The organism is Cryobacterium breve, assembly GCF_027594785.1.
Classification (GTDB): domain Bacteria; phylum Actinomycetota; class Actinomycetes; order Actinomycetales; family Microbacteriaceae; genus Cryobacterium; species Cryobacterium breve_A.
Map to the genome: position 1 here is coordinate 2179400 of NZ_CP075584.1, position 26662 is coordinate 2206061.

Here is a 26662-nt window from a genome sequence, read left to right on the forward strand (position 1 = left end):
CGGCCCCGCTTCTACTGGTTGTCGAGGGTGCGGCCGACGGAGCAGGTCAGCTCCCCCGCGGTCTGGCCGGTCGCCGAGTCCGACAGCGTGGTCACGTCCGTCGGGGTTGGGGTCGGGGTGGCGCCGGCGGATGCCGCGGGATCGGGCGTCGCGGAAGCATCCGTCGTCGCGGTCGGTGCCGGAGTCGCAGTGGCGCTCGGGTCCAGCGTCGCGCCACGGCCCGTCGTACCGCCGAGTTTGAGGGCCTTGTCGGCCGCTACCGCGGTGAAGAGTTCCTTGAAGTCGGGCTGGAGGGGCAGGACTCCGCCGGCCGTGCCGCCGGTGGGCACCTGCACGAAGACGACCTGGTTCAGATCGATGTCCTTGAGCGCGACGGCGATCGACGCGATCGTGGAGACGTTGTTGAGGCTGTCGGAGAGCTTCATGTTGGCGGTCACGGCCTTCGCGAGCGAGTAGACCTTGATTGGGTCCGACAGGGTGCTCGCGCTCTTGATCGTGCGGACCAGGGCCGACATGAAGACCTGCTGGTTATTGATCCGGGTGAGGTCGCTGCCGTCGCCGACGCCGTGGCGGGTGCGGAGGAACTGCAGGGCTGCAACACCCTCGAGGGTGTGCATGCCGGGCTTCAGGAAGGTGCCGGTGTACTCGTCCTGGATCTCCTCTGCGACGCAGACCGGGACGCCGCCGACAGCGGTGGACATCGCCATGACGCCGCTGAACTGCACCTCGGCTGCGAAGGGGATCGTCAGGCCGGTGAGCTTCTCGACGGTGAGCACCGTGCAGGCCAGCCCGCCGTAGGTGAGCGTCGTGTTGATCTTCTGGCGGCTCATCGAGTTGAAGGTGCCGCCGCTCGGGTCGGGGCAGGCCGGAATCGGCACCAACATGTCACGCGGGAAGCTGATCACGGAGGCATTGGTGTGGTCCTGCGAGATGTGCAGGAGCATGGTCACGTCGTTGAGGTCGCCGGTCGAGTCCACCGGGCCGAACGAGGGGTCCTGGCCCTTGCGGCTGTCGCTGCCGACGATGAGGAGGTTGACGCCACCCGTGATGGCGCCGATCTGCGGGACGGGGCCGTTCGTCTCGTTGGCGAGGTGTACCCCGGGCTGTGCGCTCGACGCGACGTCGAGGGTGGCGATCGCGGCGACGGAGACGCCGCTGACGAGCACGACGGCCATGGCGGCTGCCAGGAACTTGACGACGGTGACAACAGGATTCGAGTGCTTCAACCGGCCGTGCCGCGCGATAGTACTGAGCTTGTGCGATCGTGCAGAACGGAGTCTCGGTTGGTCGATCACTCAGATCCCTTCTGTGCCGGCCGGGTAACGGGTTCGTGCGGAGGGCGTGGGATTCGAACCCACGAGACATTTCTGTCCACCAGTTTTCAAGACTGGCTCCATCGGCCGCTCGGACAGCCCTCCCGTTCGTGGCCCGGTCCGACGAAGAACGCCCGGTCGACAACACACGAATACCGACCGATTCTAGCCGATCGCGCCTTACCCGCCCTGCCAGCCAGCTGGGACGCCCGCCGCGAGGCGGTCAGCCGGGGTGCCGGAGGGGCGTCAGAGCGAAGCGAGAACCGTGGCGAGGCCGTCGTCGAGCACGGCTCCGGTGATCTCCCCGGCCGCCGCGAGCACTTCACGGGGAGACTGGCCCATGGCCACGCCGCGGCCCTCGAGCCCAGCCCATTCGAGCATCTCGATGTCATTGCGTCCGTCGCCGACCGCCATCACCCGGGAACGGGGGATGCCGAGCTCGGCCCGGACCCGCTCCATCGCGGTGGCCTTGTTGACGCCGTCGGGGGCGATGTCGAGCCACGCGGTCCAGCCGATCGAGTAGCTCACCCGGTTGAGGCCCATCTGCTCGACGACCTGCAGGAAGTCTTCCATCTCGTGGTCCGGCGAGATGACGACAACGCGGGTGGCCTCGTGGCGGAGCAGGCTCGTCGAACTCGACGTGTTCGCTGTCGAGGCCGATGGTGGCATCGGGGAAAGGCTCGGTGTACCGGTAGAAGCCGTGCTCGTCTTCGACCGCGTAGCGCGCGTCGCCGAGGTGCGAGCGGATCGAGAGCAGAACCTCGCTCGGGTCGAAGGTCTCGACCCATTCGCGGCGGTACCCGGTCGGGCCGGTGAGGTCCCGGCGCAGGGTGATCGCTCCATTCGAGCAGACGACGTACCGGGGCGTGATGTCGAGCCGCTCGAGCACCGGCAGGGTCGCCGCCGTCGAACGCCCGGTTGCGAGCATGATCTCGTGACCCGCACGGGTGAGTCGCTGCACTTCGGCAAGGACCGCCGGGCTGATCGAACCGTCTTCGTGCACGGTGGTTCCGTCGATGTCGAGGGCGACGAGCCAGGGCGAGACGGTCGCGGTCATCGGATCGGCTCGAGGACTTCGAGGCCGCCGAGCCAGGGCCGCAGCGCCTCGGGGACGAGCACCGAGCCATCCGCTCGCTGGTGCGTCTCGAGGATCGCGACGATCCAGCGCGTGGTCGCGAGGGTGCCGTTGAGGGTGGCGACCGGTGCGGTCTTGCCCGATTCGGTGCGGTAGCGGATGTCCAGACGGCGGGCCTGGTAGGTGGTGCAGTTGCTCGTGCTGGTCAGCTCGCGGTAGGCGTTCTGGGTGGGCACCCACGCCTCGATGTCGAACTTGCGGGCCGCGCTCGACCCGAGGTCGCCTGCTGCGACGTCGATCACGCGGTAGCTGAGGCCGAGGGACTGGAGCATGCCCTCCTGCAGGGCGACGAGGCGGTCGTGCTCGGCCTCGGCGTTTTCGGGGAGGACGTAGGTGAACATCTCGAGCTTGTTGAACTGGTGCACGCGGATGATGCCGCGGGTGTCCTTGCCGCCGGAGCCGGCCTCGCGGCGGTAACAGGTGGACCAGCCGGCGTACCGCAGCGGGCCATCATTCAGGTCGAGGATCTCGTCCGAGTGGTACCCGGCGAGCGCGACCTCGCTCGTGCCGGTGAGGTAGAGGTCGTCTGCGGGCAGGTAGTAGATCTCGTCGGCGTGCTCGCCGAGGAAGCCGGTGCCGTCCATGATCTCGGGGCGCACGAGGGTGGGCGTGATCAGCGGGATGAACCCGGCCTGGAGTGCGCGGTCGAGGGCCATGTTCATCAGGGCGATCTCGAGCCGGGCTCCGATGCCGCGCATGAAGTAGAAGCGCGCCCCGGACACCTTGGCGCCGCGGGCCATGTCGATCGCGCCGAGCATTTCGCCCAGTTCGAGGTGGTCGCGGGCCTCGAAGTCGAAGGTGGGGATCTCGCCGTGGGTGCGGAGCGTCGTGAAGTTCTCCTCACCGCCGGCCGGGACGCCGTCGATGATGGGGTTGGCGAGAGTGCGGACGATCCCGGTGAAGTGCGCCTCGGCATCCGTCGCGGTCGCCGCAGCGGCCTTGACCCGGGCGGCGAGGGCCTGGGCCTCGGCGACAAGGGCTTTCTTCTCGGCGGGGGGCGCGCTCGCGACCTGCTTGCCGAACTGGTTCTGGGCGGCGCGCAGGTCTTCGAAGGCCTTGATCGACGTGCGCCGAGCGGTGTCCGCGGCGAGCGCGGCGTCGACGGCCTCGACCGACGCACCCCGCGCCTTCTGCGAACGCTTGATCAGATCGGGATTCTCTCGCAGCAGTACAGGATCAATCACGGTGCCAGTCTACAAGCGCCCGCCGGAACGCCTTGCTAGCCTGAACCCGTGAATACTCCCGGTGAGACTCCGAGCGTCCGTCGAGCGGCCGTCGTGTACAACCCGATCAAGGTCGACGTGGACAAGCTCCGCGCGAGCGTCGCAGCGGCGGAGTCCGCCGCCGGGTGGGCTGGCACGGTCTGGCTGTCGACGACCGAGACGGATGCCGGGCAGCGGGCGACCCGGACGGCGATCGAGCAGGGGGCATCCGTGGTGCTCGCGGCGGGCGGTGACGGCACCGTGCGCGCGGTCGCCGAGGCCCTGCGCGACTCGGGCGTCGCGCTCGCGATCGTGCCGTCCGGCACAGGGAACCTGCTGGCCCGCAACCTGCAGTTGCCGCTTGCGAGCCTCGATGCCGCGGTGGAGATCGCGTTCGGCGGCGTCGACCGGGCGATCGACCTGGGCGTCGCGCTTCTCACGGACACCGACGGCGAGAAGGCCGAACATGTCTTCCTGGTGATGGCCGGCCTCGGCCTGGACGCCCAGATGATCGCGAACACGAGCGCCGACCTCAAGAAGCAGGTCGGCTGGCTCGCGTACGTCGATGCTGGAATGCGGGTGATTCCGAAGTCGAAACCGTTCCGCATCCGTTATAGCCTCGAGGGTCGCACCGACCGCCCGGCGCACGTGAGCACGATCCTGGTCGCGAACTGCGGGGTGCTGCCGGGCAACATCCAGTTCCTGCCCGACGCGCAGGTGGACGACGGGATCCTCGACATCGCCGTGCTGCAGCCCAAGGGCGTCCTCGGCTGGTTGACCATCTGGCGCCGGGTGACGTGGGAGAACGGCGTGCTGCGCCGCTCGGCGGTCGGGCGCCGGATCATCGCCCAGAGCGAGTCGAACAACGAACGGGTGATGACGACGCTGCGGGGCTCACGGATCAGGATCGTGCTCGAGCACCCTCAGGAGTTCGAGATCGACGGCGACGAGTTCGGTCCGGTGCGCGCGGTTTCCCTGCGGGCCGACCCCGACGCGCTCACGGTGCGGATGCCCGCGCCCGCTTCCGCGTAACGCCCACCGCCCGGCCCCGCCCCTCTTCGCATGCTTTCCTGCTTTCCTGCTCGCGAGAGTACACTTTTGGCCCTTTAAACCGCGGGTTTAAAGGGCCAAAAGTGTACTCTCGCGGACCGAAGTAGACCGGGACGAGGGGGGGGGGGAGGGGGAGATGGGGCGGCGGGTCAGGCGCCGCGGAGGAGGGTGTCGAGCCAGGCGCGCGCGCCGATATAGACGTCGTCGTCGTAGCGCTTCGTGTACTCGTTCTGCTGCCGGTCCGCCCGCGGGTACGAGCCGAGGAAGATCACCTTCGGGCTGAACCGGCGCAGGCCGAGCAGGGCGTCGGCGACGCGTTCGTCGTGGATGTGCCCGTCGGCGTCGATCACGAACCGGTACCGGCCGAGCGCGTCGCCGATCGGGCGCGACTGGATCAGCGAGAGGTTGACCCCGCGGGTCGCGAACTGTTCGAGCAGTTCGAGGAGCGCCCCGGCGCGGTCCTCCGGCAGTTCGACGATGAGGCTCGTCTTGTCTGCACCGGTGCGGGCCGGGATCACGGTCGTTCGACTGACGAGCACGAACCGGGTGACGGCGTTCGGGTTGTCGCCGATGTCGGTGGCGAGAACCGTGAGGTCGAGATGGTTCTCGATCCCCGGAGGGGCGACCGCGGCATCCGCCTGTTCGGTCTCGAGAAGCGACGCCGGCGCGGCCACATTGCTCGAGGCGGGGATGTGGCCGTGGTGCGGCACGTGCGTCTCGAGCCAGTCACGGCACTGGGCGTAGGCGACCGGATGCGCGGCGACGATCTTCACGTCGGCGAGCGTCGTGCCCGGCCTGGCCACGAGGACGAAGTTCACCGGCACGAGATACTCGCCGATGATCCGGAGGTCCGGGACCTTCGCGAGGGCGTCCTGGGTGGCGGACACGCCGCCGTCGACGGAATTCTCGATCGCGATCATCGCGGCGACGCTGCGGCCGGAGACGACGTCTGCGAGGGCCTCCCCGACGTTGTTGACCGAACGCCAGGCCTGCCCGCGCGCCTCGGGCACCTGGGCGAGTGCCGCTTCGGTGAAGGTGCCAGCCGGCCCCAGGAAGCTGTAGCTGGCTTTGCGCGTCTCGGACATGGCTCACAGCCTACTTGCAGTGCCAGACTGGGGACATGAATGAACGTGCGGGCACTCCGGCCCTGGAATCAGACCTGATCGATGTCGACGCGCTGGTTAAGGCGTACTACGACCTGAAACCCGATGTGACCGTGCCCGCCCAGAGGGTGGCCTTCGGAACCTCCGGGCATCGTGGCAGCTCGCTGAACACAGCCTTCAACGAGAATCACATCATCGCAACGACGCAGGCCATCGTCGAATACCGCACGAATCAGGGCATCACCGGTCCGCTCTTCATCGGCACCGACCCGCACGCCCTCAGCGCCCCCGCGTACACGACTGCGCTCGAAGTGCTCGTGGGCAATGGAGTGCGCGTTCTCGTCGACGAGTTCGATGACTACGTGCCGACCCCGTCGCTCTCGCACGCGATCCTGGCATACAACCGGGCGGGGAACACCGACGAGGCCGACGGCATCGTCGTCACCCCGAGCCACAACCCGCCAACCGACGGCGGCTTCAAGTACAACCCCCCGCACGGCGGACCCGCCGACAGCGACGCCACCTCCTGGATCGCCGCCCGGGCCAACGAGTCTCATCGCCGGTGGCCTCGTCGACGTGAAGATGAGCGAACCGAGCGCGGTCGAGACCTACGACTTCCGCGGTGCGTACGTGAACGACCTCGAGAACATCATCGACATGGGCGCGATCAAGGCGAGCGGCATCCGCATCGGCGCCGACCCGCTCGGCGGCGCGAGTGTCGGCTACTGGGGCGCCATCCGCGACCGCTACGAGCTCGACCTCACCGTCACGAACCCCAAGGTCGACCCGACCTGGCGCTTCATGACCCTCGACTGGGACTCCAAGATCCGGATGGACCCATCGAGCCCCTCCGCGATGGCCTCCGTGATCGCGCACAAGGACGACTTCGACATCCTCACCGGCAACGACGCCGACGCCGACCGGCACGGCATCGTCACGCCGGACGGCGGCCTGATGAACCCGAACCACTTCCTCGCCGTCGCGATCGACTACCTCTACAGCCACCGCGAGGGCTGGCGGGCGGATGCCGCGATCGGCAAGACGCTCGTCTCCTCCACCATGATCGACCGGGTCGCCGGATTCCTCGGCCGCGACCTCTGGGAGGTGCCCGTCGGCTTCAAGTGGTTCGTGCCCGGCCTCATCGACGGTTCGGTCGCGTTCGGCGGCGAGGAGAGCGCCGGTGCGAGCTTCGTGCGGTTCGACGGCACGGTCTGGACGACGGACAAGGACGGCATCCTGCTGGCCCTGCTCGCCTCCGAGATCCTCGCCGTCACGGGCAAGAGCCCGAGCCAGCGCTACGCCGAGCTCGTCGAGCACTTCGGCGACCCGGCGTACGCCCGCGTGGATGCCGCGGCCACGCCCGCCCAGAAGGCGCAACTCGGCAAGCTCGACGGCGACGCGATCACCGCGACCGAGCTCGCCGGCGAGAAGATCCTCGCGAAGCTCAGCCACGCGCCCGGCAACGGGGCCGCGATCGGCGGCCTCAAGGTCGTCACCGAGAACGCCTGGTTCGCGGCCCGCCCGAGCGGCACCGAAGATGTGTACAAGATCTACGCCGAGTCCTTCAAGGGCCCGGAGCACCTGCGCCAGGTGCAGGCTCGAGGCGAAGGCGATCGTCGACGCCGCCATCGCCTAGGCGCTTTCCGAGACGGATGCCGTCGCTCACGTTCGCCGGTCGGCGGGCGCCGGCGGCGGCATCCGTCGTCTGACGCGGGCGGCCAGGCGGGTTCGACGCGATGGCGCCCCCGTTTGCGCAGTCCGCTACCGAAACGGCGGGCGCGGCTTGCGGAAACCGGCGCGGCCGCCAGCGGATGAGGGCGCGGGCTGCCGAAATCGGCTACGGGCGCGATCCCCGAGTACGCGGGCGGGCGCATCCGCCGGGCGCGGCGATCGGTGGTTAGGGGATGCTCCAGTAGTACGCGGTGGCGCCCGGGTGCTTCACGGTGATCGCGTAGTCGACGGAGAGATAGTCGGTGTCGTCGGTGTGGCCGGCGTAGTAGATGACGATGTCGTCACCGCTGCCCTCGATGCGGGTCACGACGCCGGTGTGGTCGCGGTCGCCCGAGTTGTTCCAGTCGAACTGCACGACGTCGCCGACCTTGACCTGGTCGCGCTGCTGGTCGGTGAGAGCGGTCGCCCGGCCGGAGCTCGCGAGGTAGTTGCGGAACGCGGTCGAGCTGACCCAGGCGTTCGAGTGTGTGAAGGACGATCCGGTGCCCTTGGCCCACCAGCTGCCGTCCATGGCCCAGCCGCGCTGGATCAGGGACTGGCTGGTGAAGTTGACGCAGTCGTTGTCGGTGATGATGCCGTAGTCCGCCGTGTTGTAGTCGGTCCAGTGCGCGATCATGTAGTCGACCTGGGCCTGCACCCCCCCGGCCGAGGCCGCTGCGACCGGGGCGGGGGCCGCGGTCGCAGCGGGCGCCGGCGCCGGCGTGGGTGTCGCCGTGGCTACAGGCGCGGTGTCGACAGCGACGGGTGCACCGGCATCCGCCGGCGTCGCCCGGGGGGTCGCGGTGTCCGTTGCCGTGTCCGTCGGGATCGCCGACGCCGCGATCTCCGCACGCGCGGAGTCTGACTCGTCATTGCCCCACGATGCGACGGCTGCGGTGCCGATCACGAGAACGGCGAACGCGAGCGCTGCTGCGCTGATGCGAAAGCGTCGGGTGAACTGCACGAATTCCTCGTCTCGTTTGGGGGGGATACATCCAGATAATCACACTTGAATGGGAAAAGCGGTCCCCACGCTATGAAGTGTCGCTGAATCGCCGGGCTAGGCGACGCTCCAGTAGCTCACCGTTCCACCGGTGTTCGCGAGGGATTCCTCCACGGACTTGTCGAGGCTATCTTCGGTGTGACCCGCGTAATAGATGTGCGTTCCCGAGGCGTCCTTGACGACGCGGGTGACAATTCCGGTGTGGTCCTTGTCGCCGGAGCGGTCCCAGTCGAATTGCACGATGTCACCGACTTTGACCCGGTCGCTCTGACCTGCGGTGAGCGGCGTGGCGCGCTCGGGGTGGGCGGACAGGTATGCGGCGAACGCGGTCGAGCTCGACCAGGCGGTGCTGTATCCGGCGCCGGCCGGGCTGTACGACCACCCGGCGTCCATCGTCCAGCCGCGCGCGATCAACGACTGGCTCGTGAAGTTGACGCAGTCGTTGCCGCCGATGGAGCCGTAGACGGCCGAGTTGTATGAGCTCCAGTGGGCGCGCACATAGTCGACCTGCGCGGTGATGCGCGGGTCGGGGACGTACTGGAAGGTGAGCGCGCTCACGCTGGCTGCCGCGCTCACTGTGCCTGCGGCCTCGCCGGCCGTGGTGCCGGAGCCGGTGTTCGCGAGGGCGCCCGACGCGCTGCTCGGGACCGGGGTCGCGGCGGCGAGTGGGGCAGTAGCATCCACGAGGGGTGTGATCGCCTGCGACAGCGAGGCGACCGAAGACGCCTTCGCCGCTGCGGCTGCCGTCGCGGCCGCCGCGGCGGCGTTCGCGGCGTCCGCAGGGGTGCTCGCCACGGGAACGATCGCCCCGGTGCTGTCGACGAGCGAGACCGTCACCGAACCCGTGCCGTAGTCGGTCGACGCGGGCGTCGAGATCGTGACCGTCGTATCGGTCGCCGAGAGCACGGTGCCGGGATTGCCGCCGAAGCTCGCGGCTGACACGCCCGCGAGCCCGGAGCCGGTGACGCTCACGACCGTTCCTCCGGTGACGGGTCCGGCGGACCCGCCGTCGCCGGCGCTCACGGAACTGTAGATCACGGGGCTCCCGGCCGCGACGTTCACGGCGGGCACGACGCTCGCCGGCACCGGTCGCGAGGTGGCGCGGGGCGCGGACGCCGCGGTGGCGGCCCCGGGGGACGCCTGGCTCGAGAGTGGCACGAAGAGGCCGAGGCACAGGCTGGCTGCTGCGGCCGTGCCGGCGAGCCAGATCAGCGGGCGGTGACCGGACGGTGCCTTCTCGAGGCGGTGCCGGGAGCGGACGGCGCCGAGGGGGTCGGTCGACCGGGAATCGGCCGGCTGTGTGGGGCTGACGGGGTGGAGGGGCAGTGGATCTTCCCGGCGATGGCGGGAGCGGGCGGGACCTTCAGGACGTGTATGGGGGCGCACAAAATCGTTTCTGGACGGCGAACGGGGACCCGACATGCGAACACGCCCACATGCCAGAACCCTGTGCAGAGCCTCCGAAACCCATGCGTGAGCCGGAGCTAGTGATAGGTCGGGGCCGCCGGGAGACCGAAGAATTCCTCGAGGGTGGTCACGCCGTCCGTGTGCATTTCGGTCGAGAGATCGATGCCGATGTAACGGAAATGCCACGGTTCATACGCGTAGCCGGTCACGGCGACTTTGTCCGCCGGATAGCGGAGCAGGAAACCATACTTCCAGGCGTTGTGCGCGAGCCACGTGCCCTGCGGGGTCGCCCCGAAGCACGCTTCGAGGGAGCAATTCCCCGGCAGCGCGCTGATGTCGATCGCGAGGCCGGTCTGGTGTTCGCTCGTGCCCGGTCGGGCGGTGCTCGTGTCCGCGACCGCCTGCCCGTGGGCTGAGACGTCGTCGTTGTACACCGACACCTGGGTGGGATAGCTGCGGTAGGAGCTCTGCGATTGAAGTTGCAGCCCGGTCTCGGCCGTGAAGGCGGCGAACAGGGCCACGACGGCGTCGGATGCCTCCCGGCGCAGCTGCGGTTCCCAGACGTGCGGCACGGGTACGGCCACGAGGTCCGGCGGGGCGTAATCGGCCGGCTGAAGGGGGCGGTCCTTGTCGACGACGACCCAGATACTGGCCGGGTCATCGTGCGAACGCGCCGCCTTGTCGAAGCGCGGAACCAGGGCTATCGGGGTCGGCGATCCGGTCGGGGCCGAGCGCGCGGCATCCGTGGGTGTCGGCCTGTCACCGGGCGCGTGCGTCGCGGAAGCCCCCTGGCCCGGCGTCGCTCCGGGCAGCGCCGTCGCGACGGAGGTCGGGACGTGAGTCGCGAAAAAACCGATCGCGACCGCCCCGCCGGCCACGAGAACGGCGGCGAGGGAGATGGCCGTGATTCGTCGCCAACCCATCCGGCGTGAGCCCCCCGCTTGTCCTTCTGTACGCACGCTCATGAGCCTAGTCCCGGGAGCGGCCCGATGAGCGTGCCGCACCACCCCCCAACGCCCGGGCCCGGGCCCGAAAACCTGTTGAGGATTCCCTGCCCATCGTGTAACTTTGCAGACGATGCAAACTCCTCCCGCTCCCGCCTCCTCGCCCTCCTCCGCTCCCCTGATGTCGCACCGGCAGATCCTGTTCGTCATCTTCGGCCTGATGGCCGGGATGTTCCTGTCGGCCCTCGACCAGACCATCGTCGGAACGTCGATGCGCACCATCGCCGACGACCTCGACGGCATGTCGCTACAGGCGTGGGTGACGACCGCGTATCTCATCGTGTCGTGCATCAGCACGCCGATCTACGGCAAGCTCAGTGACATCTTCGGTCGCCGGCCGCTGTTCCTGATCGCGATCACCGTGTTCCTGATCGGGTCCCTCCTCGCCGGGATGTCGCACTCGATGTACGAGCTCGCGGTGTTCCGGGCCATCCAGGGCCTCGGCGCCGGCGGCCTGATGGCCCTGCCGCTCACGATCATGGGCGACATGCTCGCGCCGCGGGAGCGCGCCAAGTACCAGGGCTACTTCCTCGCCGTCTTCGGCATCTCGAGCGTGATCGGCCCGCTCATCGGCGGGGTCCTCTCCGGAGCGACGACGATCCTCGGCATCACCGGGTGGCGCTGGGTCTTCCTGATCAACATCCCGATCGGCATCGTCGCGCTCATCATCGCGATCCGCTTCCTGCACATCCCGCACTTCAAGCGTCCCGTGCGGATCGACTGGTGGGGCGCCGTCACGGTCATCGTCGCCGCCGTGCCGTTGCTGCTCGTCGCCGAGCAGGGCCGCACCTGGGGCTGGTGGTCGTTCACCTCAGTCGCCTGCTACGTCACCGGCGTGCTCGGCATCGTGCTGTTCATCGTGGCCGAGCGACTGATGGGCGACGACGCTCTCATCCCGCTCAAGCTCTTCCGGTCGGCGACGTTCTCGATGGCGACCGTGCTCGGCGTTTTCGTCGGTTTCGGAATGTTCGGCGCGATGATGACCGTCCCGCTCTATCTGCAGCTCGTCAACGGCGCCACCCCGACCGAGAGCGGCTTCATGATGCTCCCGATGATCCTCGGCCTGATGATCTCCTCGATCGTGAGCGGCCAGATCATCGCACGCACCGGCAAATACCGCGTGTTCCCTACGGTCGGCACCGCATTCATGGCCGGCGGGTTCTTCCTCTTCACCTTCGCGACCGCCGACAAGCCGGTCTGGTTCATGATGACCGGCATGCTCCTCGTGGGCCTCGGCCTCGGCCAGCTCATGCAGACGCTCACCATCGCAAGCCAGAACTCGGTCGGGCCGCGGGACATCGGCGTCGCGACATCCGCTTCGACGTTCTTCCGTCAGATCGGTGGCACGCTCGGCACCGCCGTGCTGTTCTCGGTGCTCTTCACCCGCATCCCGGACACCCTCGGCGCGGCATTCGGGAATCCGACGATCGTCGCGGGTGTCAAGGCGGCCGCCGCCGATCCCGCCGTGCTCGCCAACCCCGCCAACTCGGGCATCCTGGCCCTGTTGCAGAACCCGGCAGGGCTCGGCACGGCTCTCGACGGGGACACCTCGTTCCTGAACGCGGCAGACCCGCGGCTGTCGCAGCCGTTCCTCGTCGGCTTCAACGACGCCACGGTCACGGTGTTCTGGGTGAGCCTCGTCGTCGTGCTGATCGCATTCGTGCTGAGCCTGTTCCTCAAGGTCGATCCGCTCCGCAAGACGAGCGCCATGCAGGAGGCGGCCGACGAGCACGCCGCCGCACAGGCAACCGAGCGCTCCTCCGAGGCGATGATCGCCCAGCACGCCGCAGACACGATGGGCGCCCTCGTCGAGCCTGGACTCGACAGCGACGAATTCGAGCGCCCCGGCCGCGCCTGACCACGCCCCGAGCATCCGCTTGCCGGCACGGTGAGGCGAGCGTATGCCGGGCGCGGGAATTTGTGAGGTCCCTGCGGCGCTGTCAAACAGATGCGTATTGTTATTGCAGGTGCCCACGGAAAGATCGCCCGGCTGTTGACCCGGAACCTCACTGCGGACGGTCACGAGGTGATCGGACTGATCCGGAACCCGACTCACGCGGAGGACCTCCGCACCGACGGCTCCACCCCGGTCGTGCTCGATCTCGAGTCCTCGACAGCGGCCGAGCTGGCGGCGGCCCTGTCCGGGGCAGACGTGGCCGTGTTCGCGGCGGGCGCAGGCGGGGGCAGCGGCGACGCGCGCAAGAAGTCCGTCGACCTCGGGGCATCCGTGCTGCTGGCCGATGCCGCCCAGGCCGCCGGAGTCCCACGCTTCGTGCAGGTCTCATCGACCGGGGTGGACCTCGTGCGCGGTGGGGCCGAGCCGGCCGAAGTACCCGAAGACATGCTCGCCTACCTTCAGGCCAAGCTCGCCGCCGAAGAGGATCTCGTGCGCCGCGACCTCACCTGGACTATCGTGCGCCCCGGCACCCTCACCGACGACCCGGCGACCGGGCTCGTCAGCCTCCAGCACACCGGACCGGGCATTCCCGAGGTACGCGGCACGATCCCGCGCGCGGACGTCGCGGCGGTGCTCGCCGCCCTCATCGCCTCGGGCTCCGGCGCCCTCGAAACCCTGTACCTGGTCTCCGGCCGCACACCGGTCCCGTCCGCGGTCGCCGCGCTCGCCTGATCGGATCGAAAGTACGCGAAAGCGGGTGAATCGTCGTTTTCGAACACTGAGAACGACGATTTACCCGCTTTCGCGTTTCTGGTCGGGCGACGATCAGCCCTTGACGGCGCCCGCCATGATGCCGGAGATGAGCTGCCTGCCGGCCAGGACGAACAGGATCAGCAGGGGCAGGGTCGCGAGCACGGCTCCGGCGAGCACGACGGAATAGTCCACGTACTTGGCGGACTGGAGCTGGCTGAGCGCGACCTGGAGTGTCGGGTTCTGCGGGGACACGATCATCGGCCAGAGGAAGTCGGTCCAGGCCATCATGAAGGTGAACAGCGACAGGATCGCCATCGCCGGTCGTGCCGCGGGAACGGCGACGTTCCAGAACGTCGTGATCATGTTCGCGCCGTCGACGCGGGCGGCCTCGATGAGCTCGTCGGGGATGACGTCGACGAGGTACTGCCGCATGAAGAACACACCGAACGCGGTGACGAGGGTCGGGACGATGACGGCACCGACGGTACCGGTCCAGCCGAACTGGCGCATCAGGATGAACAGCGGGATGATCCCCAGCTGGGTGGGAATCGCCATCGTCCCGACGACGAAGACCATCAGTCCATTGCTGCCGCGGAAGCGCAGCTTCGCAAAGGCGTAGCCGGCGAGCGTGGAGAACGAGACCACCGAGACCGTGATGATCGTCGACACGACGACGCTGTTGAGCAGCGCCTGCCAGAACGGAATCGTGTCGAAAACGGCAGCGACGTTGACCCAGAACTGTCCGCCCGGGAGGAGCGGCGGCCATTCCTGGCTCAAGACGGATGACGAGCTCGAGCCGACGACGACCGACCACCAGAGCGGGTACGCACCACCGAGGAACAGGGCGAGCAGGATGCCGTACGTGAGGAAACCGGGTCGTCTGTCGATCCCCAGGCCCTTGTGGCCCTTCATCCGCCCCGCGGGGTTCTTCTCGGCACGGGGCTTGACGGGCCGGGCCGGGCGAACCGGCTCGGTGGGAGTGGGGGTGAGTGTGCCGGTCATGATCTGGGCTCCTTCGCGCCGGAGGGAAGCGTGCTGGATGGAGGGGAATCAACAGGCAGGCCCGCGGTGGATGCCGCCAGGGCTTCCTCCCGGTCGGCCGCGGCCTTGCGCCGCAGCACCCGTTTCGCGGACTTCACGTCCGTGCGGGAATCAGTGGTGGCGATGCGCTGAGATATGAGGAAGTTCAGCACGCCGAACGCCACGATGATGATGAACAGGATGAAGGCGACGGCCGAGGCCTTGCCGAAGTTCTGCCGCTGGAACGCCATCTCCCACAGATAGAGCACGGTGGTCTGGAATTGCCGGTGGGCACCGCCCGGCGTCGGGGTCGTCGCGTCGTACAGGCGCGGCTCCGTGAAGATCTGCAGGCCCCCGATGGTGGCGGTGATGATCACGAAGATCATGGTGGGGCGGATGCTCGGCAGCGTGATCGAGAAGAACCTGCGGAAGAATCCGGCACCGTCGAGGGCGGCCGATTCGTGGATATCGCGCGGCACAGACTGCATGGCGGCGAGAAGGATGAGGGCGTTGTACCCGGTCCAGCGCCAGTTCACCATGCTCGCGATCGCGATGTGGCTGGGGAAGACATCCGTCTTCCACATGACCGGATCGACGCCGACGAAGCTGAGGAGGTGGTTGATCATGCCGTTCTGCTCGCTGAACATGTTCGAGAAGATCAGGGCGACGGCGACCGGGGTCACCACGTACGGGATCAGGACGCTCATGCGCCAGAAGGTCTTGGCGCGCAGGTTCTGGTCCAGGACCGCGGCGATGAAGGTCGCGGCGATCAGCTGCGGGATGCTCGAGAGCAGGAAGATGCTCATCGTGTTGAACAGCGAGTTCCAGAACAGCGGGTCGTTCAGCTCGGCGGCGTAGTTGTCGAAGCCGACCCACTCCCCCGGTCCGCTCAGCAGGTTCCACTTATTGAGCGAAACCACGAAGGTGTACACCAGCGGGAACAGGCCGACGACGCCGAAGAGCACGAAGAACGGCGAGATGTACAGGTAGGGCGAGAGCTTCACATCCAGGCGGCTGAGCCGATGTTTGTAGGTGAGGGCGCTCTTGCGACCGGTGCGGTCTGGCCGCGGCGGGCTGCTGAGTTCTGGTTCACGTGTGAGTGTCATGGTGGCTTTCTGCATTCAAGCCGGGCCCTCCTGCGCCGGAGTGCGGCGTGGGAGAGCCCGGCAAGCGGATGCTGGCTACGTGCCTACTTGTTGACGATGAGCTGGTTGAACAGCGTCATGGCGTCTGACCAGGCCTTGTCGCCTGACACGCCCTGATCGAGGGAGATCGTGGACGGTCCGAAGACCTTCTCCTGGATCGTGGAGTCATCCGGTCCCTTGTACTGGGCCTTCACGCCGTCGGCACGCTTGCTCAGGATGGATGCGAGCGGTGCGTCGTTGAAGAACGCCGAGATGCCGGTCCCCGCGGCGAGTGCAGGATCGGTCTGGGCGGCCGTGACGCTCGGGAACGCACCTGCCGTCTGGAACTCGGCGACTTCCTGCTTGGCGTCGGTCAGCCAGGTGGCCAGTTCAGCGGCTTCCTTCGGGTGCTTCGACTGCGTCGGAACGGTCAGGAACGAACCGCCCCAGTTGGCGGCTCCTCCGGGGAAGACGTCGGCGAAGTCCCAGCCGGCCGTCGCGCCAACGGCGTCGCCGCCGGCAGTCTTGACCTGGCCCTGGACGACTCCGAGCATCCAGCCCGGGCACATGAAGGTCGCGAAGGTGCCGTCGGTGAACGACGTGCCCTTGTTCCAGTCCCACTGGGTCTGCTTGGCGGAGAGGCCGGCCGCGTTCGCGGCGGCGAGCTTCGTCCAGGCGGACTTCAGATCTGCGTTGTTCTCGACGTTGAGCTTGCCGTCCTTGGTGTAGTAACCCTCGGGGAGCTGGTTGACCATCGAGTTCCAGATGAAGCCGGACTGGTCGAACCACGCCTTGCCGGTTGCCTTCTGGTACTGCTCGCCCACTGCGAAGTACTTGTCCCAGGTGGAGCCGCTGCCCCCGAGCAGGGTCGCGACCGCGGCGCGGTCGGTCGGAAGACCGGCTGCTGCGAAGGCCTTGCTGTTGTAGCAGATGCCCTCCGGGCCGATGTCCGTGCCGTAGCCGATGATGCGGCCATCCTTGTCGGTGGCCTGGGCGACCTTCCACGACACCCAACGGTCCTTGACCGAATCGGCACCATAAGCCTTGAGGTCGGTGAACTGGCTCGAGACGTTCTGAATCGCGCCCAGCCAGCCTTCTTCGACGGCGAGGACGTCGGAGAGGCCGCTTCCTGCCGCGATCTTGGTGAAGGCATCCGTCTGGGCGTTGGCGCCGGTGTCGATGTTGTTCGCCTTGATGGTGATGCCGGGGTGCGAGGCCTCGTACTGTGCGTAGAGAGCATCCATGCCCATGGTGCCGAACGTCGTGACGGTCAGTTCGACCGGGGAGGCACCGGCTGAGGTGCCGGTTCCTGCCGATGAACAACCCGTCGCAATGAGGGCGAAGGATGCGGCGCAGGCTACTGCTGCCCCGACCTTGGTGCGTCGTGAGAACTTCACTGTCACTCCTTTGTGTGCGTGGTTGTGCGTGTGTAAGGCGAGAAATGTGTGTTGCGAGCGACCGGCGCCCGACGAGTGGCTCTCAGCGAGAGGCACGCACCGAATGTGGTGTGAGAGCGCTCTCATTTAGGGTATGAGAGCGCTCTCACTGATCAACGCAACACTAGGTCCTCCACCGAGTCCTTGTCAAGGCGACACGAAACCCGTTCGGTCGCGGCTTCGGGGAGAGCCCGCGCACGCCTCGGGACGGCGCCCTGGCCGCGGCGTACCAGCGGGTCGCGCGCACCCAAATAGAATGACCCCATGACAATGGGAGTCCGCAACGCGCGTCCGCCGCAGCCGACGCTCGAAATGGTGGCGGCTGAGGCAGGCGTGTCCCGAGCCACGGTGAGCCGGGTCGTCAACGGGTCGCCCAAGGTGCGGCCGGAGGTCGTCGTGTCCGTCACGGCCGCGATCGAACGGCTCAATTACGTGCCCAACCGCGCTGCCCGCTCACTGGCCAGCCGGCAGACCCAGTCGGTCGCCCTCGTCGTGCCTGAGGACATGACGAAATTCTTCGGCGATCCCTACTTCGCCGCCGTCGTGCAGGGCATCACCCAGCGCCTCGACGAAAGCGACTACACGCTCAACCTTCTGGTCGCCTCGACTGACCCGCGTCACAAGACCATGCGTTACCTGCGCGCGGGCAACGTCGACGGGGCGCTCGTCATCTCGCACCACACCGGGGACAGCTTCGTCGCCGACCTCGAATCCACGATGCCGGTCGTCTTCGGTGGGCGCCCCACCAATGACTCCGGCGCAAACAACTACTTCGTCGACGTCGACAACATCGCGGGCTCCATGAGCGGCGTCCAGCACCTTGTCGACATCGGCAGGCGCCGGATCGGCACGATCACCGGGCCCGTCGACATGCCGGCAGGTATCGACCGCCTCACCGGGTTCCGCCGTGTGCTCGAGAACGCGGGCCTCGCGACCGATGCCGTCGAGCACGCCGACTTCACGGCCGCCGGTGCCGCAGCGGCCACCCGGCGCCTGCTCGAGCGCTGCCCGGACATCGACGCCCTCTTCGTGGCGAGCGACCTGATGGCGACCGGCGCGCTCGGCGTCCTCGCCGAGCAGGGCCGCGCCGTGCCCAGGGACATCGCGGTGGTCGCGTACGACGACAGCCCCGCTGCCATCTCGGGGTCGATCGGGATGACGACCGTGAGCCAGCCCTCGAAGGAGATGGGTTTCGCGATGGCGGACCTGCTCCTGCGCCTGCTCGCGGACGACGAGACCGTGCCGCACCGCAACATCATGCCGACGAGCCTGGTGCTGCGCGAGTCCGCCTGACCCGCCCCGCGGCATCCGCCCCGCCCGCGCGCCCGCGCGCGCGCCCGCTCACGAGTTGCGTGAGGTGTCGCATATCGACGTTCCCGGCGCCCCGGAACCTCGATATGCGACACCTCCTGAGGGACGAGCGGGGTTGGGACGCGGTCAGGGGAGCTGGGGTGCGACCTCGCGGGCGATGAAGTCGAGGTGGTCCAGGTCGGCGAGGTCCATGATCTGGAGGTAGACCGTGTCGACGCCGGCCTCGGCGAGGGCTCCGAGGCGGTCGACGACCTCCGCGGCGGTACCGGCGAGGCCGTGCTCGCGCAGGCTCGGCAGGCTCGCGGCCGACCGCGGCCGCACGACGCACGAACGCGGACTCGTCCCGCCCGGCGACAGCGATGAGCGCCACGGAGTAGTGCAGGCTCCCCGGGTCCCGCCCGATCGCCGCGCACGCCGCCCGCACGCCGGCGAACTTGCCGGGGATGTCCGCGAACTCGGGGAACGGCAGGTTGAACTCGGTCGCGAACCGAGCCGCGAGGGCCGGGGTGCGCTTCGCCCCGCCGCCGCCGACGATCACGGGAACGCGCGCCTGGGCGGGCTTCGGCAGGGCCGGCGAATCGACGAGGGTGTAGTGCTCGCCGGTGAAACTGTAGTGGTCACCGACCGGGGTCTCCCAGAGCCCGGTGACGATCTCGAGCTGCTCCTCGAGCATGCCGAAGCGTTTGGCGGGGAACGGGATCCCGTAGGCGAGGTGCTCCTTCTCGAACCAGCCGGTGCCGAGCCCGAGCTCGACCCGTCCGCCCGACATCTGGTCGACCTGGGCGACCTGGATCGCGAGGATCCCCGGCGCCCGGTAGGTCACCGAGGAGACGAGGGTGCCCAGGCGGATGCGGCTGGTCTCGCGGGCAAGTCCGGCGAGCGTCGTCCAGGCATCCGTCGGTCCCGGAAGTCCGCTGCCGCCCATGGCCAGGTAATGGTCGGAGCGGAAGAATGCGTCGAACCCGAGCGCCTCAGTCGCCTGAGCGACCGCGAGGATGTCGTCGTAGCTGGCGCCCTGCTGGGGTTCTGTGAAGATGCGGAGTCTCATCCATTCAGTCTCCCAGACGGCCCGAATCGCCGCGCATTCATGCCTGAGGTGTCGCATATCGACGTTCGCAGGCCCCGCGAACCTCGATATGCGACACCTCATGCAGCGCGGCGGCCGAAAGTACGGGCCGCGTACCTGCGGGTCAGGATGCGTCGAGGAACTCGACCTCCGGCAGGGCGGCGAACCGGGTGCGCATCACCTGGATGGACTCCGGGTTCTGGTCGATGAGCAGGAAGCGGCGGCCGAGGGACTCGGCGACGGCGCCCGTCGTGCCGCTTCCGGCGAAGAAGTCGAGCACCCAGTCCCCCTCGCGGCTCGAGGCCTGGATCATCCGCCGCAGGATGCCGACCGGCTTCTGGGTGGGGTAGCCGGTCTTCTCCTTGCCGGTCGGCGACACGATCGTGTGCCACCAGACATCCGTGGGCAGCTTGCCGCGGGCGACCTTCTCCGGCGTGACGAGGCCGGGCGCCATGTAGGGCTCGCGGTCGACGGTCGTCGAGTCGAAGTAGTAGTGCTGGGGGTTCTTCACGTAGACGAGGATCGTGTCGTGCTTGGTCGGCCAGCGGTTCTTGGACTTCGCGCCGTAGTCGTATGCCCAGATCAGTTCGTTGAGGAAGCAGTCGCGGCCGAAGAGCGCATCGAGGAGCACCTTGGCGTAGTGCGCCTCTCGGTAGTCGAGGTGCAGGTAGAGGGTGCCATCTTCGGCGAGGAGGCGCCAGGCTTCGATCAGCCTTGGTTCGAGGAACGCCCAGTAGTCCTCGAACTGGTCGTCGTAGCCGAGCAGGTCGCCCTTGATCCGCTCGTACAGCTGCCCCTTGAATCCCGTGATCGTGCCGGACGCCGCCAAACCGCCCGCCCGGGGCGAAGTCACAGGGACCCCATTCCGGGGGACGGAGCCCGGGCCAGCTTCGGAGGGTGCTTCGCTCGCCGGGAGCACCCGCACGGACGTCGTCGTGCGCCGATTCTGCTTTCGACCGGTGTTAAAGGGCGGGTCGAGGTAGATCAGCGTGAACGCCCCCTCGGGGAGGGACGGCAGGATTTCGAGGTTGTCTGCACGGATGACACGGTTGGGGGAGGACGGGGACCACGCGGTTGGCATTCCCTCATTGTGTCAGTCGGCCTACTCTATGGGGATGACTACAGACTCCCCGACGACCGAATCGACGACGACTCCGGCGGATGCGACGACGCAGGATTCCGCGCAGCCCACCGTCCGGCACGAGCCGGCCCTCTCCCGGTACAGCCTGATGTTCGGGGAAACGACGGCCGGTTTCGCCGACTACGTGATCGAGGGCTCGCGGGTGCTCTTCACCCACGTCGAGGTCGACCCCCGGCACCGGGGCGAAGGCCTCGCGAGTATCCTCGTCGAACACGCCCTCGACGACATGCGGGAGCGCACCGACCTGACGGTCGTCGCGGTCTGTCCGTACGTCGTCGCGTGGATCGACAAGCACGCCGAATACCAGGACCTGCTGACCCGCGGCCAGTAGGGCGCGCTCGTCCCGCCGATTCGCGCGGACTCGCTGCCTCAGGGGACGCGGGCGATCCACTCGTCGGTGCCGAACTTGCTCGCCACGAGCGCCTCGGCCGCGGCGTATTCCGCTTCGGTGATGTCTCCGTCCACGGCTCCGTACAGGGACGTGAACGTCTGCTTCATCCGGTCGATGATCTCGGCACGGCTGAGGCCGGTCTGGCTGCGGAGCGGGTCGACCCGCTTGACGGCACTCGTGATGCCCTTGTCGCTGAGCTTTTCGCGACCGATGCGCAGCACCTGCACCATCTTCTCACCGTCCATGTCATAGCTCATGGTCACGTGGTGCAGCACGGCACCGCTGCCGAGACGCTTCTGAGCGGCACCGCCGATCTTGCCGGTCGGGCTCGTGATGTCGTTGAGCGGCTGGTAGTGCGCGTCGATGCCCAGCGAGCGCAGCGCAGTGAGCACCCACTCGTCGAGGAACGCGTAGGAATCGGCGAAGGTCATGCCCTGCACGAGCGCGGCGGGGGCGTAGATCGAGTACGTGATGACCGAGCCGGCTTCCATGAACATGGCGCCGCCGCCGCTGATCCGGCGGACGACGGTGAAGCCGTGGGCTGCAGCCTGCTCGGCGTCGACCTCGTTCCGGAGCGACTGGAAGCTGCCGATGACGACGGCGGGCTCCGTCCATTCCCAGATCCGCAGCGTCGGCTGGCGCCGGCCCTCCCCGACCTCGATCGCGAGCACCTCGTCGAGCGCCATCTGCATCACCGGCGGCACGGCCTTGGAGTGCACGAGCTGCCAGTCGTAGTCGCGCCACGTACTCGCCTGCGCGAGCGACCTGCGGATCGCAACCGCGACCGCCTCCGGCGAGAAACCGAGAAGCACCGCGTGGGCGGGCAGGGCCGCGCGCACGGCGGCGGCCAGGCTCGCGGCATCCGTGCTCGCGGGGAGGCCGGTCACGGCCGCATTGATCGCCCCGAGGGCGTCGTCGGGCTCGAGGAAGAAGTCCCCCGCGAGCCGGAAATTGATGATCGTGTCGTCGACGACGTCCAGGTCGACGACCACGAGCTTGCCACCGGGGACCTTGTATTCACCATGCATGAGGCCAGCCTAACCGTCGATTCCCCCGGCCCCAGGGGGTAACTGACTATCGAGCCAGCCGATCAGATCGGCGAAGACCTCCGCGCGGTTCGTTTCATTGAACACCTCATGCCGTGCACCGGGATATACCACGAGGTGAATGTCACGCAGTCCTGAGCGACGCGCGTATGCGTCCTTGAGCATGGTCGCGCTGCGCTCCCCACCGACGGTGTCGTCGCCGCCGACCAGGATCAGGAGCGGAAGGTCGGGCGGAAGTCCGCGGGCCGGCCGACCGAAGAGTCGGGCGGCCTCCCGCAGGCCGAAGAGCTTCGCGAGGGGGGTCGTTGTCGTGAGCGGGTCGGCGACGAAGGCCTCCGCGACCGCGGGATCGCGGCTGAGCCATTCGACGCCGGTCGTTCCGAGATGCTTGTGCCGGGCGTTGAGGTCACCGCCGTTGAGGTAGCCCGGCCAGCGGTAGGCGGTTCCGGTCAGGACGACCGCGGCATAGTCATCCGCATGGTCGTTCACGATCATCTGCGCCATGAACGAACCCCAGCTGTGCCCGAGCAGGACGAGGGGCAGGTCGGGGTGTTTCGAGCGGATGATGCCGGTCAGCTGGTGCACGCCCGCGACGGCCGCACGGAGCCCACCAGGGCCGAGGCGCCCGAGCCGGGACGCGTCCCCCGCGTACTGCCGCAGCCCGGTCCGGCCGTGGCCGCGATGGTCGTCCGCGTAGACGGTGTAGCCGGCCTCGTTCAGCCGTCCAACGAGCTCGGTGTAGCGGTTGGCGTGTTCACCGACCCCGTGCACCACCTGGACGATGGCGCGCGGGCGCGGCACGTCCCAGACGTAGTACTCGAAGGCGACGCCATAGTCATCCGTGTAGGTGGGCACGCCGCCAGTCTGGCAGAACGGATACGCCCCGCGGGGACAGAATTCCGGGAATACTTAGCATCGCTAAACGGTTACACTGTTGTGCTATGGAATCCATGCTCGAACCGGCCGTGACCCCGCCGGACACCCACGCCGGCCACCGGCCGACCATTGCCGAACTCAGCCATGACTTCCGGGTGGCCAACGGCCGTCTCGCGCGCCGGTTGCGCCAGGAGAAGGCCGACAACGAACTGAGCGCAAGCCAGTTCTCTGCGCTCGGCTCGCTCTTCTTCAACGGCCCATTCACGCTCCGCGAACTCAGCGAGCACGAGCGCGTGACACCGCCGTCGATGAGCCGAACCGTCGGCGCGCTCGTCGCGGCGGGTCTCGTGCACCGGGCGGGTTCGACAGACGACGGTAGAAAGATCATCCTGACGGTGACCGACTCCGGCCGGACGCTCATGCACGAGACCCGTAATCGCCGGGATGCCTGGCTCGCCGTGCGCATCGACCGGCTCAGCCCCGAGCAGCGCACGGTGCTCTCCGCGGCCATCACGGTCATGAAGGAGCTCACCGACAGTTGAGTGCCATGTTCCGCTCCCTGAGCGTCCCGAACTACCGGATCTGGTTCGCAGGCGCCCTGGTGTCGAACGTCGGGACCTGGATGCAGCGCACGGCCCAGGACTGGATCGTCCTGACCATGCTCACCGACCACAACGCGACGGCGGTCGGCATCGTGATGGCCCTGCAGTTCGGACCGCAACTCCTGCTGATGCCCTGGTCCGGCCTCATCGCCGACCGGTTCAACCGGCGCAAGCTGCTGATCGCGACCCAGAGCCTCATGGGCGTGCTCGCGCTGGGGCTCGGCCTGATCGTCGTGACCGGCGTCGCCCAGCTCTGGCACGTCTATCTCTTCGCGCTCGGCCTCGGTGTCGTCGCGGCCATCGACTCTCCCGCACGCCAGACCTTCGTCTCCGAGCTCGTGCCAGACAGCAACCTCTCCAACGCGGTCGCACTGAATTCGGCGTCCTTCAACGGCGCCCGCCTGATCGGCCCGGCCGTCGCCGGCCTCCTGACGGTCGCGGTCGGCGCCGGCTGGGTGTTCCTGATCAACGCCGTCACCTTTGCGGCGACCGTGTTCGCGATGACCCTGCTGCACACGAGCGAGCTGCGGTCGCAGCCACGGGCCCCCGGAAGCGCGGCCAGCTGATGGCCGGATTCCGCTACGTCTCGCATCGGCCAGACATCATCGTCGTGCTGATCGCCGTCTTCCTGATCGGCACGTTCGGGCTCAACTTCGCGATCTTCACGGCGACCATGGCGACGATCGAGTTCCACATGGGCGCCGGCGAGTTCGGGCTGCTCAGTTCCATCATGGCGATCGGCTCCGTGGCCGGCGCGCTGCTCTCGGCACGCCGCAGTCGCCCCCGCCTGCGCCTCGTGGTCGCCGGCGCCGCGCTGTTCGGGCTGTCCTGCGGCATCGCCGCGGTGATGCCGACGTACCTGAGCTTCGCGGTCTCGCTCGTGTTCGTCGGGCTGTTCTCACTCACCCTGATGACGACCGCGAACGCCTATGTGCAGACCACAACGAAGCCGGCCATGCGCGGGCGGGTGATGGCGCTCTACATGGCCATCTTCGCCGGCGGCACTCCCCTCGGCGCCCCGTTCGTCGGCTGGGTGGCCGACCAGTTCGGCCCGCGGTGGGCGCTCGGCGTCGCGGCGCTCTCGGGCGTCCTGGCCGCGGGGGCCATGCTGTTCTGGCTGATCAGGTATCGCAGCCTGCGGGTGCGATATCGCCGCAGCGAGCTTCCGCATGTCCTGGTGCGCCATGACGGCGACGGGCTAGACCCCGCCCCGATCGACCGCGAAACCGCCACCCGCGAGATTGCGATCATCGAGGCGACCCGCTAGCTCCGCCCGCGCACCGCAGCAGTGTCGTGCGCCAGGGCACGGCCGTGTGCTTGCTCCCGGCCGCAACCGGGGCGAGCGGATGCCGGGAGCCCGGCCCTCGGGATCCGCTCGCCGGGCCGCGCCCGCGCCGGTTTCGGCAGGCCGCGCCCGCCGTTCCGGTAGCGGGCCGCCGAAACCGGCGCGACGGTGACCGCGGCAGCCGGGGAGGAACCTCGCTAGCGCACGCCGCCCATGAGGCGGAGTACGGGCCGGGCGAAGACCGCGAGGCCGATACCGAACAGGATCGCGACGCCGCCGATCACGCTGAAGTAGAGCGTCTCGGGGACCTCGGTGTACCACTGGGCGAGCCAGCCGGAGACGGCCGTGCCGAGTGCGATCGACAGGAAGAACAGGGCGACCATCTGGGTGCGGAACGGCGCGGGCGCGAGCTTCGTGGTGAGCGCGAGGCCGACCGGCCCGATCAGGAGCTCGGCGACCGTGAGCACGAAGAGGATGCCGATCATCGCGAGCATCGGCGTGGAGTTGGCCCCGCCGCCCACGAACGGCAGGAAGCCGAGGAAGGCGACGCCCATCACCGCGGTGCCGAGCGCGAACTTGACCGGAGTCGATGGCTGGCGGCTGCCCCAGCGGGTCCAGAGGGCGGCGAAGACGCCGGAGAGCAGGATGATGAACACCGGATTGAAGGACTGGATCCACGACACCGGGATCTCCCAGCCGAACAGGTGCCGGTCGAGACGCTCGTCCGTGTAGATCGTGACGACGGTGAACTGCTGCTGGGAGAGCGACCAGAACACGGCGCTCGCAAGGAAGAGCGGGATGAAGGCGTAGACCCGCTTGCGTTCGACGATGCTGATCTGGCGATTGCGCAGGATGACGACGAAGTAGCTGATCGTCGCGATGATCGTCAGGGCGATCACGAGGGTGACGAGGCCGTCCGCCGTGATCACGCCGACAAGCACGAGCACGACGACGAGCACCACCGCGGCGACCGCACCGACGAGGTAGGGGGTCCAGCGCGAGCGCGGAAGCGGGTTCGGCACCTGGTGCACGATCTCGGGAAGGCTCTTGCGTCCGAAGGAGTACTGGGTGAGCCCGATCGCCATGCCGACGGCCGCGAGGCCGAAGCCGAAGTGGAAGCCGGCCGTGGTCTGCAGGAGCCCGGTCAGGATCGGGCCGAAGAACGCGCCGAGGTTGATCCCGAGGTAGAAGAGGGAGAAGCCGGCGTCGAGGCGGGGGTCGTCCCTTGTGTACAGCGAGCCGACGACGCTCGTCGCATTGGCCTTCAGGCCGCCGCTGCCGACCGCGATCAGGAGCAGGCCGGCGGTCACGCCTGCGATGCCGGGCACGAGGGCGAGGGCGAGATGCCCGAGCATGATCACGATGGCGCTGTAGAACAGCACCCGCTCACTTCCGAGCACCCGGTCGGCGATCCAGGCGCCCAGGATCGTCGAGAGATAGACCCCTCCGCCGTAGGCGCCGACGATGCCCGCGGCCGTCGCCTGCTCCATCCCCAGGCCGCCCTCGGCGGCCGAGTAGTACAGGTACAGGAGCAGGATGCCCTGCATCCCATAGAAGGAGAACCGCTCCCACATTTCCACGCCGAAGATATTAGCGAGGGCCCGCGGCTGTCCGAAGAAGCTGCGGTCTTTGTGGACGGGGACGGGTTTTTCGACCGTGGTCATCTATCGACTCTATCCGCTGCCCCCCGGTTCAGGGGCATCGGCGACTCTCCCGGCACCCCGCCGGGGCACGATACGATCGTGGTCACAGGGCGAACGGGCACCTGACGAACGGGCACGAGACGA

Annotated in this window: 20 protein-coding genes, 1 tRNA gene and 4 pseudogenes; 8 read left to right on the forward strand and 17 right to left on the reverse strand. The window is 68.1% G+C overall.

The window, feature by feature from the left end; all coding sequences use genetic code 11:
- Window positions 1-11: 11 nt before the first annotated feature.
- The 5 genes and pseudogenes from KIV56_RS10670 to serS all read right to left on the reverse strand — a co-directional run bounded on the left by KIV56_RS10670 (window position 12) and on the right by serS (window position 3632).
- Complete coding sequence (locus tag KIV56_RS10670) at window positions 12-1226, reverse strand: LCP family protein (RefSeq protein WP_281533436.1); 1215 nt, start codon at window positions 1224-1226, stop codon at window positions 12-14.
- A 107-nt stretch (window positions 1227-1333) separates the two neighbouring features.
- Window positions 1334-1418: transfer RNA gene (locus KIV56_RS10675), tRNA-Ser, on the reverse strand.
- A 141-nt stretch (window positions 1419-1559) separates the two neighbouring features.
- Window positions 1560-1982, reverse strand: a complete 423-nt coding sequence (locus KIV56_RS19790; RefSeq protein WP_348648381.1) for an HAD family hydrolase — start codon at window positions 1980-1982, stop codon at window positions 1560-1562.
- A gap of 220 nt (window positions 1983-2202) precedes the next feature.
- Window positions 2203-2370: pseudogene (locus tag KIV56_RS19795) on the reverse strand (HAD family hydrolase); the annotation flags it as partial.
- Window positions 2367-3632, reverse strand: a complete 1266-nt coding sequence (gene serS, locus KIV56_RS10685; RefSeq protein WP_281533437.1) for a serine--tRNA ligase — start codon at window positions 3630-3632, stop codon at window positions 2367-2369. The gene serS and the pseudogene KIV56_RS19795, both read right to left, overlap by 4 nt.
- Window positions 3633-3680: 48 nt before the next feature.
- Here serS and KIV56_RS10690 point away from each other — a divergent pair, with 48 nt between their 5' ends.
- The gene (locus KIV56_RS10690) at window positions 3681-4682 is read left to right on the forward strand and encodes a diacylglycerol/lipid kinase family protein (protein WP_281533438.1); all 1002 of its coding nucleotides are present in this window, start codon (window positions 3681-3683) and stop codon (window positions 4680-4682) included.
- A gap of 167 nt (window positions 4683-4849) precedes the next feature.
- Here KIV56_RS10690 and pheA read toward each other — a convergent pair whose 3' ends face one another.
- Window positions 4850-5785, reverse strand: a complete 936-nt coding sequence (gene pheA / locus KIV56_RS10695) for a prephenate dehydratase (RefSeq protein WP_281533439.1) — start codon at window positions 5783-5785, stop codon at window positions 4850-4852.
- 35 nt (window positions 5786-5820) lie between these two features.
- On the opposite strand from pheA, the pseudogene pgm reads away from it, so the two are divergent.
- Window positions 5821-7439: pseudogene (pgm, locus tag KIV56_RS10700) on the forward strand (phosphoglucomutase (alpha-D-glucose-1,6-bisphosphate-dependent)).
- A 261-nt stretch (window positions 7440-7700) separates the two neighbouring features.
- On the opposite strand, the gene KIV56_RS10705 reads toward pgm, so the two are convergent.
- From KIV56_RS10705 to KIV56_RS10715, 3 genes are all read right to left on the reverse strand, one after another.
- Window positions 7701-8477 carry an amidase domain-containing protein gene (locus KIV56_RS10705; RefSeq protein ID WP_281533440.1) on the reverse strand — a complete coding sequence of 259 codons (777 nt, stop codon included), beginning with the start codon at window positions 8475-8477 and terminating at the stop codon, window positions 7701-7703.
- A 96-nt stretch (window positions 8478-8573) separates the two neighbouring features.
- Window positions 8574-9902 carry an amidase domain-containing protein gene (locus tag KIV56_RS10710; RefSeq protein ID WP_281533441.1) on the reverse strand — a complete coding sequence of 443 codons (1329 nt, stop codon included), beginning with the start codon at window positions 9900-9902 and terminating at the stop codon, window positions 8574-8576.
- Between the two features lie 98 nt (window positions 9903-10000).
- Window positions 10001-10846, reverse strand: coding sequence for a M15 family metallopeptidase (locus tag KIV56_RS10715; RefSeq protein ID WP_281533442.1), 846 nt, complete (start codon window positions 10844-10846; stop codon window positions 10001-10003).
- Window positions 10847-11048: 202 nt separating this feature from the next.
- On the opposite strand from KIV56_RS10715, the gene KIV56_RS10720 reads away from it, so the two are divergent.
- On the forward strand, window positions 11049-12785 hold the full coding sequence (locus tag KIV56_RS10720; protein ID WP_281533443.1) for an MDR family MFS transporter: 1737 nt from the start codon (window positions 11049-11051) through the stop codon (window positions 12783-12785).
- Window positions 12786-12875: 90 nt separating this feature from the next.
- On the forward strand, window positions 12876-13556 hold the full coding sequence (locus KIV56_RS10725) for an NAD(P)-binding oxidoreductase (protein WP_281533444.1): 681 nt from the start codon (window positions 12876-12878) through the stop codon (window positions 13554-13556).
- A 93-nt stretch (window positions 13557-13649) separates the two neighbouring features.
- Here the strand turns inward: KIV56_RS10725 and KIV56_RS10730 are convergent, their stop codons facing one another.
- The 3 genes from KIV56_RS10730 to KIV56_RS10740 all read right to left on the reverse strand — a co-directional run bounded on the left by KIV56_RS10730 (window position 13650) and on the right by KIV56_RS10740 (window position 17118).
- Window positions 13650-14579 (reverse strand): carbohydrate ABC transporter permease, encoded by a 930-nt coding sequence (locus KIV56_RS10730; RefSeq protein WP_432432546.1) that lies wholly within the window; start codon window positions 14577-14579, stop codon window positions 13650-13652.
- On the reverse strand, window positions 14576-15703 hold the full coding sequence (locus tag KIV56_RS10735) for a carbohydrate ABC transporter permease (protein ID WP_281533445.1): 1128 nt from the start codon (window positions 15701-15703) through the stop codon (window positions 14576-14578). The genes KIV56_RS10730 and KIV56_RS10735 overlap by 4 nt, the downstream gene beginning before the upstream one ends.
- 83 nt (window positions 15704-15786) lie before the next feature.
- Complete coding sequence (locus KIV56_RS10740) at window positions 15787-17118, reverse strand: ABC transporter substrate-binding protein (protein WP_281533446.1); 1332 nt, start codon at window positions 17116-17118, stop codon at window positions 15787-15789.
- A gap of 303 nt (window positions 17119-17421) precedes the next feature.
- Here KIV56_RS10740 and KIV56_RS10745 point away from each other — a divergent pair, with 303 nt between their 5' ends.
- Complete coding sequence (locus KIV56_RS10745; protein ID WP_281533447.1) at window positions 17422-18450, forward strand: LacI family DNA-binding transcriptional regulator; 1029 nt, start codon at window positions 17422-17424, stop codon at window positions 18448-18450.
- A gap of 144 nt (window positions 18451-18594) precedes the next feature.
- Here the strand turns inward: KIV56_RS10745 and KIV56_RS10750 are convergent.
- Window positions 18595-19516, reverse strand: a pseudogene (locus tag KIV56_RS10750) (LLM class F420-dependent oxidoreductase).
- A gap of 142 nt (window positions 19517-19658) precedes the next feature.
- On the reverse strand, window positions 19659-20615 hold the full coding sequence (locus tag KIV56_RS10755; RefSeq protein ID WP_281533448.1) for a DNA-methyltransferase: 957 nt from the start codon (window positions 20613-20615) through the stop codon (window positions 19659-19661).
- Between the two features lie 34 nt (window positions 20616-20649).
- Between KIV56_RS10755 and KIV56_RS10760 the strand changes: the two genes are divergently transcribed.
- Window positions 20650-21006 (forward strand): GNAT family N-acetyltransferase, encoded by a 357-nt coding sequence (locus KIV56_RS10760; RefSeq protein WP_281533449.1) that lies wholly within the window; start codon window positions 20650-20652, stop codon window positions 21004-21006.
- 38 nt (window positions 21007-21044) lie between these two features.
- On the opposite strand, the gene KIV56_RS10765 is transcribed toward KIV56_RS10760, so the two are convergent.
- Window positions 21045-22094, reverse strand: a complete 1050-nt coding sequence (locus KIV56_RS10765; RefSeq protein WP_281533450.1) for a lipoate--protein ligase family protein — start codon at window positions 22092-22094, stop codon at window positions 21045-21047.
- A 9-nt stretch (window positions 22095-22103) separates the two neighbouring features.
- Window positions 22104-22967 carry an alpha/beta fold hydrolase gene (locus KIV56_RS10770; RefSeq protein WP_281533451.1) on the reverse strand — a complete coding sequence of 288 codons (864 nt, stop codon included), beginning with the start codon at window positions 22965-22967 and terminating at the stop codon, window positions 22104-22106.
- A gap of 86 nt (window positions 22968-23053) precedes the next feature.
- Here KIV56_RS10770 and KIV56_RS10775 point away from each other — a divergent pair, with 86 nt between their 5' ends.
- Both KIV56_RS10775 and KIV56_RS10780 read left to right on the forward strand, forming a co-directional pair.
- A complete protein-coding gene (locus KIV56_RS10775) occupies window positions 23054-23530 on the forward strand; it encodes a MarR family winged helix-turn-helix transcriptional regulator (protein WP_281533452.1) in 477 nt (158 codons plus the stop codon).
- A 5-nt stretch (window positions 23531-23535) separates the two neighbouring features.
- Window positions 23536-24857, forward strand: a pseudogene (locus KIV56_RS10780) (MFS transporter).
- Between the two features lie 215 nt (window positions 24858-25072).
- On the opposite strand, the gene KIV56_RS10785 reads toward KIV56_RS10780, so the two are convergent.
- A complete protein-coding gene (locus KIV56_RS10785) occupies window positions 25073-26539 on the reverse strand; it encodes a peptide MFS transporter (protein WP_281533453.1) in 1467 nt (488 codons plus the stop codon).
- Window positions 26540-26662 lie beyond the last annotated feature (123 nt).